Origin of the sequence: Bartonella sp. F02 (assembly GCF_026929975.1) — a bacterium.
GTDB lineage: Bacteria > Pseudomonadota > Alphaproteobacteria > Rhizobiales > Rhizobiaceae > Bartonella.
This window is the reverse complement of the sequence record NZ_JANHOK010000001.1, coordinates 323,069-336,235: the sequence shown is the minus strand read 5'-3', so window position 1 is coordinate 336,235 and position 13,167 is coordinate 323,069. Positions and strand designations below refer to the sequence as shown.

Genomic DNA, 13,167 nt, shown 5'->3' with positions numbered 1-13,167 from the left:
ATATCGGCATCATAAGAACGCGCATCTAATGCTTCAGCAATTTCTGAAGCCATCCTGATCGTTCGTATAATTAAAGGAACTGCAAGAGCAGTAATTTTTGTATCAAGCCCCCGTGCTTGCTGTGCTTCACGCACCTCATTAAACTTTTCACGAACCACAGGAATAAATCTAATCGTCATTGATAAAACTATACTCAATTGTGATGGATTTATACCAAAACGCCTAAAAGGACGCGCTCCCGCTTCTATTGAATGCACCATTTCTGAAATTTTTGTTGTTAGAGAAACAAGAGAGGCTAAAAGAATAAGGATAATAAGACGCAATACAACCCAAAGACCTGTCCAATAACCATCGAAAACAGCTTGAAAAACAAATATCAAAGCTAAAAATGGTCCCATCATCTTAAGCTGTTGCATCACATTTCTAAAAGGAATTTTAGCAATTGCGTACAACAAAGATACGCATAATAAAAATAAAAAAAGAACACATCCTGATGAAACCATAAAAATAATGGTGCCACAAACAGCGAGGAATAGTAGTTTGATACTGGGTTTTAATCGATGAATAAAAGTATCTTGGGGAACATATAAGCCAATCATGACATTTTTCTTATATATTCCTTAATTGCAACTTCAGGCACATCATCAATTACTATTTCCCCCTCATCGAAAACAAGTACCCTATCAAACTTTTTTAAAAAATCCAAATCATGCGATACGACAATCGCTGTTTGGGGTAATTCTTCAATAACTTGTGTGATACGACGTTTATTACGCAAATCGAGTAGTGTCGTTGGTTCATCAAAAATAATATAGTCTGGTTCCATTGCCACTACACCAGAAATAGCAATTAACTGTTTCTGTCCACCGCTTAATAGATGAACTGCATGATTTTTGAAATCTTGAAGATCATAACGCTGTAAAATTTCATCTACGCGTTTTTTAATTTCTTCTTTACTGAGTTTTAAATTTTTAAGACCAAAAGATAAATCTTCTTCCACCAGTGGTAACACAATTTGATTATCAGGATTTTGAAAAACAAACCCTACTTTTCGTTTTACTGCTCTTGCATCACGCTTTGTATCAAGCCCATCAACACTCACCTCTCCTTTTGAAGGAATCTGTAACCCATTGATAAGACGAACGAATGTACTTTTGCCAGAGCCATTAGCGCCAATAATAGCAATCCGTTTCTCAGCAAGCTGTATCGTAATATTTTTTAAAACACATAAATCACCAAAAACTTGTGTCACACTATCAAATTTTATTATCCCCACAACACTCCCAATCATTGTCAATAATTATTTCTTAGCCACACTATCGCTTAAATTTATAACCTACGCGCAAAAGAAAACACCATATAGGAATGATAATAATAGCTAAACTCATATCAGGCATCTGTATAGGAATATACGATTCAAGATAAGCTGTTCTTATTCCTATCACATTAAAAAGTTGAGTCATTAACCCATTTTTCTCAAAACCACTTACAAACATAATACAAAATAATAATGCAAAAAAACAAAGACACATGTAGTTAGCATAAGGATATAAATAAAATGTATAAATAAACGAATCTTTTTTATTTTGATGCGCTTTTCTAAATTTCAAATGCACAATAACAATAATCGTCCAAGTAATAAATGCTGTCGCAGTTGTAATAGCCATAATACGCATAAAACTATTTCCTGGAACGAGAACATTCATAACAATAATCATTGCCGTACAAGCTGAGGAAAAAAGAATAGCAATATAAGGGACACGAGCAGTGTTCAATTTACTAAAAATCTGCGGAGCATTCTTTTGTAAAGCTAAATTATACAGCATCCGACCATTGGAATACATACCACTATTATAGACTGAAATTGCAGCCATAATCACAATAAAATTCAAAATATGTCCAGCTGCAGGAATACCTATGCTCTCAAAAATGGTAACAAACGGACTGCCATTTTTTCCTATCATGTTCCATGGACTCAGCATCATAATAATGCTCATAGAACCAATATAAAAAACAACAGTTCGCCACATAACTTTACGAATAGCTGTCGGTATGGTTTGTTGCGGATTTGATGTTTCACCAGCTGCAATACTAATCAGCTCTGTTCCTCCAAAAGAAAACATCAAAACAGCAGTCGCCAGAATAACACCCATAGCACCATAAGGAAAAAAACCACCATGAGCCCAAAGATTGTGAATCCCTACTTGGTTATCATTGATTCCAGTTAAAATGAGAACAATACCAAAAACAATCATACCAATCACAGCAATCACTTTTATTAAAGATAAAACAAACTCCACTTCTCCAAAAAAACGAACATCAATCAGGTTAATCAATGTAATCAATAAAAGAATCGCAACAGATAATTTCCAATGATCAATCAAAATCCAATGATCAAAATAAAACCCAATAACTGTAAGCTCCGTCATACTAACAAGAATATAGAGAAACCAATAATTCCAACCTGTCACAAAACCTGCAAAATGCCCCCAATATTTATAAGCAAAAAAACTAAAAGCGCCAGAATTTGGTTCCTCTACGGACATTTCACCAAGCATTCGCATAATAAAATAAATAATCAAACCGCCAATAAAATAAGCTAAAATAGCTGAAGGACCAGCTAATTGAATAGCTTCCGTTGATCCATAAAAAAGACCTGTCCCAATCACACCCCCCAAAGCAATCATTTGAACATGACGATTTTGAAGGCTACGTTTTAATTCATTGTGCTTTTTATCAGACATTGCAGTTCATTACTTTTCTATACCCAAGCTAAATTTTTAAAAACAAATTAAGACATTTCTGCTTTTTTCAACAAAGCATAAAGAACGCTAATTATTTTTTTGATTGTGCAACAACTTACTTTTTTGTGCGTTGCATAAATATCAAAAAAAACGCATAGGAAAAAACATGCTTCGCCCCTTATTTAAATTAATGACATTTATTTTTATTACCTTAACACTTATATCATCAGTCATTGATGGCGCACACTCTGTCGCTGCATCACATCTTGTCATAACATCTTTAAATAAAATAGTAGCGCAGCTCTTTCAAACAGATATCTATAGTTTTCATCAAGCTTTATACAATCTTATGCCTTCTCTTCTTGCTTCCATTTGCATCGCTTTAACTTATTTACCGGCATGGCTTTTCTTTGGTGCTTTGGCCATAGTATTTTATATTTTAAGTTATGAAAAACCAAAACCTTTTCATAACTTTCATACACAGAGAAGAATAACACACACAACGCGCTGAGACTGTTTTAAAACGCATTGTATTGGTGTATAAACAAGATCTTCAAAAAAATTTATCTTAATTAAAAATAACTAAAAAACCTTTTCATGATCCAGCATCAATTAAAACGCCTTTATTCAAAAAAACACTGCATCACCCTGCAGCCATACATTCCCTTGAGACAATTCCAACAGACTAACAAACTCAACTCCACCAAATTTCTATTTCTATCTCTATAAAACTCGATACGAAAATAATAGAATATGTTAAGTAACAAAACTGTGTGAAACGATATCCTAAGAGAATAAGATTATAATTTTATACAAATATTAGCTTCTCTATTTCCCGTATTAGTCAAATGAACGAGAAACAGTCTCAGAACAACTGTGTTCTTCTAGATCTGAAAATCGCTTCATGAGAACATCAAATTTTTTAGATATAGCATCCAGACTCTTCCACTGATCTGTCACCACACAGGAAAGCTCTTCGACAAGCTTTTCTTGATGCGCTATCTTGATCTCTAATTCCATCAGCCTATTTTCATCCGACATATCTTATCACTCCATCTTAAATAAATAATCAATTTCTCTTACCAAGCTCACCTTCTCTTCTTTCTGCATATAGATGACAAGATATTCTCTTCCTCAAACAAAGCCAGTGATGACTTGGACTCACCTTTCTACTGCAGAAAACGGCATTATTTTTTTCATTTCAAAAATAACTTGTCAAATAAATTCATCTTATCCATCTCATAAATTGTATACATTTTTATCCAAATAAAATCATATTAATATCATTACGTTATTAATTAAAACGTATTTCATGCCTAAATAATCAAAACAGAGCGAATTGAAATTGATGCAAGATTTTTTTCACTTTTACGCAACATACAGCTCAAAAAATGGTGTTTCCCTGCTAATTTTTACAATCTTCTAGTCTTTATAACTCAGAAAATTACTGTCATTGGTAAATTGAATTATTAAGAAAATTGCAGACTTGCTTTTATACATACTTTTAGTTATTACCCTCGAAACTAGTCTTGATCTAATTAGGGTAGAGTTTGTGCCGCATTAGCTCAGTTGGTAGAGCACATCATTCGTAATGATGGGGTCGCTGGTTCGAAACCGGCATGCGGCACCAATTTACTTTAAAAAATCGTAATAAATTGATGACTAATTTTGAAGATTTTTTAGTCTACCTACCAATTCACTCTTGTTAAAACAAAAGCAGATTAATTTTTAATGATTTGCGGAACATACGCATAACGTAAAAAGATAAAACCAATTTATCTTCTAAAGAGAAAATAATCTTGCATAAGCATATTCATTAAAAAATGTTTAAAAACATCGAAACTATAACAAGTGAACATATCTAAACAAAAAAATTGAATTTTTCTCGTATTCAACACAATAGATATTTTTCAAAAAGACTTACAATATGCTGCACTCTTTGATCAACTTTTAAAAAAATCTGCACCAACTAAACTTTCACGTGTGATTTCTTTAACTGTACGCACACCAGTTAATGTCATAGCGACTTGCATTTCTTTAGCAAACAAATCAAGGAGATGACTAACACCTTTTTCTCCTCTCGCCGCAAGCGCATAAACAAAAGCACGCCCAATCATAACAGCATCTGCACCTTGTGCTATCATTCGTACAACATCAAGACCAGAACGAATTCCAGAATCAACTAGCAGAGTTAAATCGCCTTTTACAGCATCAGCAATAACAGGTAAGGCTCGAGCCGTTGATAAGACTCCATCAAGCTGACGTCCGCCATGATTAGAAACAACAATACCATCTGCACCAAATTGAACGGCTTCACGTGCGTCTCTTGGATCCAGAATACCTTTTAGAATCATTTTTCCCTTCCAAAAATCTCGAATCCATTGAAGATCATTCCAACCGATTGATGGATCAAAATTTGCTCCAAGCCACCCAATATAATCTTCTAGTGCAACCTTCTTCTGAAGATAAGCAGAAACATTTCCTAGATCATGTGGATGTCCCATGATACCAACATCCCAAGCCCACCGCGGATGAACAAAAGCTTGTAAAATTCGACGCAATCCAGCATAAGGACCAGACATTCCAGAATGAGCATCACGATAACGCGCACCCGGAACCGGCATATCAACCGTAAAAACCAATGTACGAACACCAGCCGACCAAGATCGTTCCAACGCATCGCGCATAAAACCACGATCTTTGAGAACATAAAGTTGAAACCAAAAAGCACTACCAACCGCAGCCTGTATTTCCGCAATAGGACATACTGAAACTGAAGACAACGTAAAAGGAATACCTTTTGCAACTGCTGCACGCGCTGCTTGCACCTCACCACGACGCGCATACATACCCGTTAAACCAACAGGCGCAAGGATAACCGGCATCTTAAGAGTCTGATCAAATAATTTTGTTGAAAGATCAACTTCCCCAACTTGTTTAAGAATTCGTTGACATAGTGCAAGAGCATGAAGATCTGTACAATTACGCTTCATCGTTTCCTCAGCATAAGCTCCGCCATCAATATAATGAAATAAAAAAGGAGGTAATCGACGTTTTGCTGCTTTACGGTAGTCAAATGTTGAAGAAATAATCATAACAATACTTTTACTCCATAAAATAAAAAGCGAAAATACGCAAAAGTTCTTATTAAATATTCTAAAAAAGAACTATAAATGATAGTTTTAAATGCTATAACAACAACTCTATTACTTAATAATAAAAATAACGCTCTGATTTATATTTTCCAGACTAAGTATTTGATAATATTTTTAGTAATCAACATCGAAATTCATAGATTATCAATATCTAAAACCCATTATGTAATATATTTTAACATTTATATTCTTCTAAACAACACTAAATTAAAAAATGACATTCTCTATAAACTATAATTAATTATACAAAATATATAAAATACAAATAAATAATACACAATTAGTTGTTATCTATAAACCGAAATATTTTTGAAAAATATTAAAAAAACACTAATACACCTCAATAAATACGTTAGCTAAATTTACCAAGCATTTCATATCAATATCTCATCAATGATCTCATCATTGATTAACTTAAACACCAGAAAAATTGTATTCGTACAGAATATTTTAATCATTTAAAATACTAGAATACATTAATAATGAAATTTTTGTTTTACCGATTCATTTTTTGCTATTTATATCAATTGACTATTATAAAAAGTACCTAATTGGAATTGTTAATTATATATCAGTCAAAATAAAACACATTAAAGATTTAAATTGTAGCACAAAAATAAACATTTTAAATTTTATCAAGAAACTTTATTTTTAACTATAATTGAAAATATGTTTATTTTTGTACTTCGCATTCATCTTTTTACTCAATTTCATATGAAATTAATCACTCATATCTATAAGCATTAAATTTCTCATTTAAAAATGAGATACCTCTTATACAGATTATACAGACTGTATCAAAACTCTAACCCCAGCCCTATTTAAAATGCTTGGATAATTTTAATTTCTGCGCTTGATAATGCGACCCAACATTATGCCCATAAAGAGTCAACGGACGATCAAGCATATATTCATAAACCAAACGACCAACAATTTGACCATGTTCTAAAATAAATGGAACTTCATGACTGCGCACTTCCAAAACAGCTCGCGCTCCTTTTCCACCAGCTTCTGCATGCCCAAATCCTGGATCAAAAAAACCTGCGTAATGAACTCTAAACTCACCGACTAAAGGATCAAAAGGAGTCATCTCAGCAGCACATAATGGAGGAACATGGACAGACTCTCGCGAAACTAAAATATGAAACTCACCAGGATCAAGAACGAGTTCTCTTTTACCATGAGCATAAATTGGTTCCCAAAAATCTAAAATATTAGCAGCAGCACGTTTATCGATATCAATAACACCCGTATGACGTTTCCCACGGTATCCTACAAGTTCATTTTCATCACCGGCCAAATCAATAGAAATCCCGATACCGCCATCACCAATATTGGGAAAGTCATCCGATATAAGTGTTTCAGCTCTATGCAAAGCACGTAGCTCAAGTTCACTTAAATAACTTTTTCCTTTACGAAACCGAAGTTGAGATAAACGTGAACCTGTGCGAACTAAAATCGGAAATGTCCGTGGGCTAATTTCAAGATAAAGTGGACCATGATACCCTGTATAAATTTTATCAAATTCCTGAGCTTCATCTGTTATGACACGCGTAAAAACATCTAATCTTCCTGTAGAGCTTTTTGGATTAGCAACAGCAGATAAAACCTTTGGTAAAGCGAGACTTTCTAAAAGAGGGACAATATAAACACATCCCGTTTCTAAAACAGCTCCTTCACGCAAATCAATTTCGTGTAATTTTAACCGTTCTAATTTATCACAAACTTTTGTATGAGGTCCTGGCATAAAAGAAGCGCGTATACGATACGCTGTATCTCCTAAGCGAACATCAAGACTCGCAGGTTGTATTTGATCCGCATCAAATACACGAGTGGCTTTTAGAACATTATTATCAATTAAAGCCTTTATATCGCTATCTGCCAATATCCCTCTTGTGCGTATCATAACTCTTGCCTTTTATTTTGTCTTATCTTGTACATTCTACATCATTCATTGATGTAACTTTTAAAAAGATAAAAAACTTAATCCTCTTTATAACCAGTTACTGTTTAAAAACAAAAAATAAATAAAATAATAAACGAATACTTAGAAAAGCATTCTTTCATAAAAACAGTGCCTATCAAATTTACGCGCAAAATTTTATTCTTCTTCAAAATACTATTTTCAATATTCTTATCATTTTTTAATGTCGAACAAACATTGTTATCATTCCGCAAAATTTCTATACAGTTAAAATAAATCCTGCTAACATTTAGCGATGATTATACGCCATCTTAATGAAACTATTATTAACCAAATTGCCGCTGGAGAAGTGATTGAACGACCCGCTAATGTCGTCAAAGAACTGGTGGAAAATGCCATTGATGCAGGGGCAACACGCATTGAAATTGTAACTGCAAATGGTGGCAAAAACTTCATAAAAGTCAGTGATAATGGATGTGGCATCCCAGAAGATCAGTTAACTTTGGCAATCTCTCGTCATTGCACATCTAAAATTATCGACGACGTGCAGAATATTTGCTTTCTTGGATTTCGAGGAGAAGCATTACCTTCTATTGGCTCTGTTGCTAAATTGAAACTCACTTCACGAACACAAAATGCCGATAGCGCTGCCGAAATTACTGTGACAGCAGGAAAAATTTCAGGCCCCAAACCGGCCGCAGCCAATCCAGGAACGATTGTTGAAGTTTCTGATCTTTTTTTTGTAACTCCAGCACGACTTAAGTTTATGAAAACAGATCGTGCTGAAACAAGTGCTATTACAGAAATGGTCAAGCGAATTGCTATCGCATTTCCACATATTCGTTTTTCTCTTTCCGGCACTGATAGAATGCCCATAGAATTTCCGGCAACAGAAAATAATACCCAGGGTCAATTACAACGTATTACACAAATTATGGGAAAAGAATTTGCTTCTAACAGCATTGTACTTAATGCAAAACGTGAAGCAGTCCATTTAACGGGATTTACTGGTGTCCCTTCTTTTAATCGCAGCAATAGCCTTCATCAATTCGCTTATGTCAATGGACGTCCCGTGCGTGACAAACTTTTATGGGGAGCAATCCGTGGAGCTTATGCTGATGTCATTGCTCGCGACCGTCATGCTGTATCCATTCTTTTTATTGAGTTACCACCTGCCGATGTTGATGTAAATGTTCATCCAACCAAAGCTGATGTACGATTCCGTGATCCTGGATTAATTCGTGGTTTAATCATCGGAGCAATTCATGAAGCATTGCATCAAGCAGGGATTCGCCCTACTTCAACACGTTCTGAAGCAATGCTCTCTGCATTTAAAACACAATCGTTTGAAACCTTAAAGAATACTCACGGATCTTTTTCTTACAGGGCACCGTCATATCACCCTTCATCTGCTACGCTTTACAAACCGCTAGATACAAGCAATTCTTCTGGTTTTAAAGAAGATATCACGCCTATTATGGAGCACTTAAACCAACCGAGTGCTAATGCATGCACTGAAAACACAATATCCACACCCAAAGAATTAGATTATCCACTCGGAGCAGCAAAAGCACAAATTCACAAAAATTATATTGTCGCTCAAACTCAAGATAGTTTGATTATTGTCGATCAGCATGCTGCCCATGAAAGACTCGTCTATGAAGCACTTAAAAATGCGCTTTATTCTAAACCACTCCCTTCACAATTATTACTTATTCCTGAAATTGTAGAACTCTCTGAAGAAGACGCAACATGTCTTCTAAGTCACAAAGATACTTTACAAAAATTTGGCTTAAACATTGAACCATTTGGACCAGGCGCAATCGTCGTACGCGAAACACCTACCATGTTAGGAGAAGTTGATGCTAAAGCCCTCATCAAAGCTCTTGCCGATGAAGCAGCTGAATATGACACAACAAACAATTTAAAAGCAATGCTTGATTATATTGCTGCAACAATGGCTTGTCATAGTTCAATACGTTCAGGACGTCTTTTACGGCCTGAAGAAATGAATGCACTTTTACGACAAATAGAAGAAACACCTCATTCAGGAACGTGCAATCACGGTCGCCCTACTTATATTGAACTTAAACTCGCAGATATAGAGCGTCTTTTTGGTAGAAAATAAAGATTCATTGATCATTTTAACTGGAAAGAAATATTTTTAAACTTTATAAAGTGTTTTTATAGCATTTTATCTGTATATTTTTTCATAAAAACAGAAAGGTTCCATACAAAATGTTTTCTGATAACGAACGCGAAGCCGTAGTTCACTATACGAGTAATGGATATAAAATTGTAAAATATGGAACCTATACCCTTTGTGCTGTCAGTGGACAAAAAATTCCCATAGATGAATTAAAATATTGGAATCATCACCGTCAAGAAGCATATGCCAATTGCGAATTTTCTTATCATCGTGAGCTTGAATGTAATCCACACCTCAGCCAATTATTAAAAACGAAAAAAGAGAAATAACCCAGAATCTACACAAGATAAATTTTATCTTTTTATTGAATCCATTATAAAGAATGCTTTCGTTTCTTAAAGCGCTCAATAACCTCTTCAAGAAGGGTGCGACAAAAATCTTTTTGAGCAAAGTTAACTTCAACATCAAAAATAATGAGATTTTTTAATTTTTTTTGCAAATCATCGGCCTGCATCCGTATATAATCCTTAGCGGTTGTAGCAAGCCACAAATTCTGCATTTTAGCTCTTTTTGCAAGATTCTGTATATCCGTATTCGTGAAAACATAATGGTCAGGATAAGAGCAAGTTTGCACAACATTACCTGACATTTCTTTAATAGATTGAAAAAATTTATCTGGATTCCCAATCCCTGCAAATGCTAAAAACGATTTTCCAGAAACATCATCAGATACCAATGATTGGAGACGAGCATAATGTAAAGATTTTCCACTATGTGCAATAAAATCAACGACACCATTTTTTTGATCTGAATCACCAATTAATAAAATACTATCCGTCAAAGAGAATTGCGTTTTTAATGGTGCACGCAAAGGGCCTGCTGGAAAAATAGCATTGTTCCCCAAACCACGCATTGCATCAACAACAAGCAATGCGTAATCTGCATAAAGACGACGACTTTGAAATCCATCATCCATTAAAATAAGATCACATCCTTGCTCTTTAAGATAGTGCGCCGCTGCATAACGATCAGGCGATATAACAACATGAGCATGGCGCGCAAGTAAAAGAGCTTCATCTCCAACATCATGCGCATTATCACGTTTTTCATCAACAAGATGCTCTCTTTTAATCATTCCACCATAACCGCGAGATACAATCCCTGGCATAAAACCAAGCTCTTTAGCGACTTTAGCAAAAGCAATAACAACAGGTGTTTTACCCGCCCCACCTAATGTAAAATTTCCAATACATAACACGGGTAAATCAATAACAAGAGGTTGTTTGAGCATCTGACGATGAGCAAAATAGCCATAAAGCCAAGAAATTGGAGCAAATAAAAAACGAAAAATGCTTCTTTTTTTCCACCAAAAATGAGGAGCTCTAATATACATACCGACTCTGACACTGACTTAAATTGGTCTGTATTACCAATGGTTGCAAAAACGGCTCAAGTTCTTTTAACGTACGCTCCAATGCTCCTGTCATCCCATTTGCTACTGCATAAGCCCTTTCAACCATTTTTTGACGTAATTCTTCATTAGTCAAAAACTTATATACTTGATCAGCAAGCTGCTGAGAATTTGTAACAACACGAGCTGCATCACGAGATAAAAATTGCTCAAACATATCTTGAAAATTTGAGACATGAGGTCCTGTTAAAATAGCCGTACCCAACACAGCCAACTCCAATGGATTATGTCCACCATATTCACACAAGGATTTACCAATAAAAGCAACCTGAGCTAAGCGGAGAAAAAGCCCCATTTCTCCAATCGTATCACCAAACAAAATATCCGTATTCGCATTTGGAATAGTATTGCTACTTCTGCGAACAAAATGCAAACTTCCATCACTATATTCCTTGAGAATATCTTCTGATCGCTCAGGATGACGAGGAACAATAATTGTCAATAAATTTGGCAAATATTTTTTAAGAATCTTATGAACTTCAAAAGCTATCTTCTCTTCTCCTTCATGCGTTGAAACAGCAGCCCAAACCGGGCGATTTTTTACTGCATTACGATAACGTGTAAACAATGCTTGATCTACAACTGGAAAAACATCCGCTTTGAGATTCCCAGAAAGCGCAACAGACTTAACCCCAAGTGCACGATAATGAGCTATATCTCTTTCATTCTGACCAATAACCATATCAATATGCTTAAAGATATGCTTGGCAAATGTGAACTGTTTTTGCCAAGCTTTAAAAGAGCGCTCAGACATATGGGCATTCACTATAATCTGTGGAATACGCCTTTTTGCAAGTTCTTGAATCCGGAAAGGCCAAATCTCAGATTCACAAACAACAACTAAATCAGGCTTCCAATGCTGAATAAAACGACGCATTGTTAATTCTAAATCTAATGGAGCATATTGGTGTATGAGGCGATTGCCAAAATATTGTTTTGCAAGAGTGGAAGATGTCATTGTCCCAGTTGTTAATAAGACATTGATTTTTAAAGATAAAATGTAATTAATCAATGAGAAAAGGGCAAATGTCTCTCCAATACTCGCAGCATGAAACCAAATAAGTGGACTTTGAGGACGCAGTTTACAACTTTTACCTAAGCGTTCTTTTTGGCGTTTTCGTTCTTCCTTCCTGCAAACAGAACACAAAAGAAAGTAAAAAGACACTAGGGGTTGTAAGCAAAAACTAATCATCCGATAAATGAAAAAAGCCACACGTACTTTTAATTCCATAATTTCAAATCGCCTCATGCAGTTATTTTAAATGGCTATCAATTCTATCTATTAAACCTTCATTATATTTATTAAAAGTATGTATTTGTTCTCACAAAACACTATTGCCATCTTGATAAAGAAAACACTCTTCGTTCACAAAAAATAAATGAAACGTTCAAAAAAAAGAGAGCTGTCATTTTATCTCATGTTGTTTAGAGAATTTCCTCTCATAAAAATGCAGGTGTGTAAGACCATAACAGAGTCACCAGACAATTTAGCCAATCAAATAACCTTTTTGCGAGCTTCAAATGCTTTGCTACGCGAAACATCCACAATAATGACAACTGTCTTGCAATATTGATGTCTTGCAATATTGCAAAGAATTTTTAAGATCTAAAAACTCTAATATTATCTTTATTCACATGATAAATACTATTTATTTCTTACTGAACACCTATAAATTTAAAAACTTAACTTCTGTGCTCATTATATCTTTATTTCTGTATCAGAA

The 13,167-nt window shown here is 34.8% G+C and carries 11 protein-coding genes and 1 tRNA gene; 4 read left to right on the top strand and 8 right to left on the bottom strand.

Features of this window, described 5'->3' with window-relative positions:
* From NPY00_RS01410 to NPY00_RS01400, 3 genes are all read right to left on the bottom strand, one after another.
* The coding region (locus NPY00_RS01410; protein ID WP_269020238.1) for an energy-coupling factor transporter transmembrane component T family protein at positions 1 to 599 on the bottom strand (599 nt) is incomplete at its 3' end.
* Positions 596 to 1,276, bottom strand: a complete 681-nt coding sequence (locus NPY00_RS01405; RefSeq protein ID WP_269020255.1) for an energy-coupling factor ABC transporter ATP-binding protein — start codon at positions 1,274 to 1,276, stop codon at positions 596 to 598. The genes NPY00_RS01405 and NPY00_RS01410, both read right to left, overlap by 4 nt.
* A gap of 40 nt (positions 1,277 to 1,316) precedes the next feature.
* Positions 1,317 to 2,744: an amino acid permease gene (locus tag NPY00_RS01400; RefSeq protein ID WP_269020237.1), complete on the bottom strand. Its 1,428-nt coding sequence runs from the start codon at positions 2,742 to 2,744 to the stop codon at positions 1,317 to 1,319.
* A 166-nt stretch (positions 2,745 to 2,910) separates the two neighbouring features.
* On the opposite strand from NPY00_RS01400, the gene NPY00_RS01395 reads away from it, so the two are divergent.
* The gene (locus NPY00_RS01395; protein WP_269020236.1) at positions 2,911 to 3,255 is read left to right on the top strand and encodes a hypothetical protein; all 345 of its coding nucleotides are present in this window, start codon (positions 2,911 to 2,913) and stop codon (positions 3,253 to 3,255) included.
* A gap of 329 nt (positions 3,256 to 3,584) precedes the next feature.
* On the opposite strand, the gene NPY00_RS01390 is transcribed toward NPY00_RS01395, so the two are convergent.
* The gene (locus NPY00_RS01390) at positions 3,585 to 3,785 is read right to left on the bottom strand and encodes a SlyX family protein (RefSeq protein WP_269020235.1); all 201 of its coding nucleotides are present in this window, start codon (positions 3,783 to 3,785) and stop codon (positions 3,585 to 3,587) included.
* A 513-nt stretch (positions 3,786 to 4,298) separates the two neighbouring features.
* Here NPY00_RS01390 and NPY00_RS01385 point away from each other — a divergent pair.
* Positions 4,299 to 4,374, top strand: a tRNA-Thr gene (locus tag NPY00_RS01385).
* A 313-nt stretch (positions 4,375 to 4,687) separates the two neighbouring features.
* On the opposite strand, the gene lldD is transcribed toward NPY00_RS01385, so the two are convergent.
* The gene (gene lldD, locus NPY00_RS01380; protein WP_269020234.1) at positions 4,688 to 5,839 is read right to left on the bottom strand and encodes an FMN-dependent L-lactate dehydrogenase LldD; all 1,152 of its coding nucleotides are present in this window, start codon (positions 5,837 to 5,839) and stop codon (positions 4,688 to 4,690) included.
* A gap of 877 nt (positions 5,840 to 6,716) precedes the next feature.
* The gene (locus NPY00_RS01375) at positions 6,717 to 7,805 is read right to left on the bottom strand and encodes a 2'-deoxycytidine 5'-triphosphate deaminase (protein WP_269020233.1); all 1,089 of its coding nucleotides are present in this window, start codon (positions 7,803 to 7,805) and stop codon (positions 6,717 to 6,719) included.
* A gap of 313 nt (positions 7,806 to 8,118) precedes the next feature.
* Here NPY00_RS01375 and mutL point away from each other — a divergent pair, with 313 nt between their 5' ends.
* Positions 8,119 to 9,951 (top strand): DNA mismatch repair endonuclease MutL, encoded by a 1,833-nt coding sequence (gene mutL / locus NPY00_RS01370; RefSeq protein WP_269020232.1) that lies wholly within the window; start codon positions 8,119 to 8,121, stop codon positions 9,949 to 9,951.
* 110 nt (positions 9,952 to 10,061) lie between these two features.
* A complete protein-coding gene (locus tag NPY00_RS01365) occupies positions 10,062 to 10,301 on the top strand; it encodes a DUF2093 domain-containing protein (protein WP_269020231.1) in 240 nt (79 codons plus the stop codon).
* A 44-nt stretch (positions 10,302 to 10,345) separates the two neighbouring features.
* Here NPY00_RS01365 and lpxK read toward each other — a convergent pair whose 3' ends face one another.
* On the bottom strand, positions 10,346 to 11,365 hold the full coding sequence (lpxK, locus tag NPY00_RS01360) for a tetraacyldisaccharide 4'-kinase (RefSeq protein WP_269020230.1): 1,020 nt from the start codon (positions 11,363 to 11,365) through the stop codon (positions 10,346 to 10,348).
* Complete coding sequence (gene waaA, locus NPY00_RS01355) at positions 11,355 to 12,677, bottom strand: lipid IV(A) 3-deoxy-D-manno-octulosonic acid transferase (RefSeq protein WP_269020254.1); 1,323 nt, start codon at positions 12,675 to 12,677, stop codon at positions 11,355 to 11,357. The genes lpxK and waaA overlap by 11 nt, the downstream gene beginning before the upstream one ends.
* Positions 12,678 to 13,167 lie beyond the last annotated feature (490 nt).